This is a genomic window from Streptomyces sp. NPDC002643 (assembly GCF_053592555.1).
The window spans coordinates 1-2,036 of sequence record NZ_JBSFVY010000081.1; the positions used below are offsets into that span (position 1 = coordinate 1).

Annotated in this window: 1 protein-coding gene; it reads left to right on the forward strand. The window is 71.0% G+C overall.

Annotated features, from left to right (window positions below):
- The first annotated feature begins 336 nt into the window (after positions 1-336).
- Positions 337-1,893, forward strand: a complete 1,557-nt coding sequence (locus ACWD4G_RS45580; protein WP_451304652.1) for an aldehyde dehydrogenase family protein — start codon at positions 337-339, stop codon at positions 1,891-1,893.
- Positions 1,894-2,036 lie beyond the last annotated feature (143 nt).

Consider the following 2,036-nt stretch of genomic DNA (forward strand, 5'->3'; position numbering starts at 1 on the left):
CCGTCACACGTCACCTCACCGGTCCATTGCCTTGAGCGTCGGGGCGGCGCCGATCCTGAGTCCTGTCTACCTGGCATATTGCATACAGTCGACGAATACTGTATGAAGATTGTTATCCCGCATTCGCTGGGTGATGTCCAGGGGGCGTGCACCACTTTTCAGCGCCGACAAGCATCCGGCACCACCGGCCCACCGGCATCACTGAGTTCCGCTGGGTTCCTCCCCACCCGTGCGCCCCCCTTGTCGCACCGACCCGCACACCCCGCTTCCGCGGCTGCGGCGCCCACAGCACGCCCCACCCCGCCCCCGACTGCGCACCGAGAGCGGAGACACCGAATGACAACCACCCTCAACGCCACGCCACTCGTGGTGAAGTCCGGCACGACCTGGGAAGACGCCTGGCAGCGCTGCCTGGCCGTCGCCCCGGAGGCGTTCCGCGACGACCGCGTCCTCAACCTCTGGAACTCCGCCTGGCGAGCGGACGGCCGGGCCCTGCCCGCCACCAGCCCCGTCGACGGCAGCCCGATCGCCGGCCCGCCACGCCTGGACCGGGAAGCCGCCCACCGGGCGGTCCGCGCCTCGCTCGACCAGCACCGGGCCTGGCGGCACATCCCGCTCGAAGAGCGCCGCGCCCGGGTCGCGGCCACCCTGGACGCTCTCTCCCAGCACCGCGAACTCCTCGCGCTGCTGCTCGTCTGGGAGATCGGCAAGCCGTGGCGGCTCGCGCAGGCGGACGTCGACCGGGCCATCGACGGAGTGCGCTGGTACGCCGACGGCATCGAGCCGATGGTCGCCGGCCGGTCCCCCCTGGACGGACCGGTCTCCAACATCGCCAGCTGGAACTATCCGATGAGCGTGCTCGTCCACGCCATGCTGGTACAGGCCCTGGCGGGCAACGCGGTCATCGCCAAGACCCCGACCGACGGCGGTGTCGCCTGTCTGACCCTGGCCTGCGCGCTCGCCGCCCGCGAGGGGATACCGGTCACCCTCGTCAGCGGCAGCGGGGGAGAGTTGTCGGAGGCGCTGGTGCGGGCGCCCGAGATCGGCTGCGTCTCCTTCGTCGGCGGACGTGACACCGGCGCGGCGGTGGCCACGGCCGTCGCCGACCTCGGCAAGCGCCACGTCCTCGAACAGGAAGGACTCAACACCTGGGGCATCTGGAACCACTCGGACTGGGACACGCTCACGACCGTCATCCCCAAGCTCTTCGACTACGGCAAGCAGCGCTGCACGGCGTACCCGCGCTTCGTCGTCCAGCGGCAGTTGTTCGACGACTTCCTGGCGGCGTACCTCCCGGCGGTGCGCACCCTGCGCGTCGGGCACCCGCTCGCCGTCGAGAAGCCCGACGACCCCTACCCGGCACTGGACTTCGGGCCGGTGATCAACGCGGCCAAGGCGAAGGAACTGCGCGACCAGATCGCCGAGGCCATCGACCGCGGCGCCGTGCCCCTGCACCGCGGCAGCGAGGCCGATGCCCGCTTCCTGCCCGGCCAGGACACCTCGGCGTACGTCCAGCCGGTCACGCTGCTGAACCCGCCGCCGTCCTCCCCGCTGCACCACGCGGAACCCTTCGGCCCTGTCGACTCCATCGTCCTGGTCGACACGGAGGCGGAGCTGCTGGCCGCGATGAACGCCTCCAACGGCGCGCTGGTGGCCACCCTTTCCACCGACGACCGGGCGACCTTCGACCGACTGGCCCCGCAGATCCGGGCGTTCAAGGTCGGCCACGGCAAGCCGCGTTCACGAGGCGACCGCGACGAACTGTTCGGCGGGTTCGGCGCGTCCTGGCGCGGCGCCTTCGTCGGCGGTGAACTGCTGGTGCGCGCCGTGACGCAGGGGCCCGTAGGGGAGCGGCTGCCCGGCAACTTCCCGGAGTACCAGCTCATGCCGTGAACGGCGGCCGGGCGGCATCCGTTTTCGGGCGGCATCCGTTTCGGGCCGCCGCCCGGCGCGACCATCACGACATCCCTTTCTCGGCGTCCCAGGGGACAGCCGTACCCACGAAGACGGACCGGTGAGGTGGCGAACGATCATGA

What these genes read in the sequence shown, in the direction of transcription:
- ACWD4G_RS45580 (WP_451304652.1), top strand. Translation starts at nt 337, where the DNA reads ATGACAACCACCCTCAACGCCACGCCACTCGTGGTGAAGTCCGGCACG.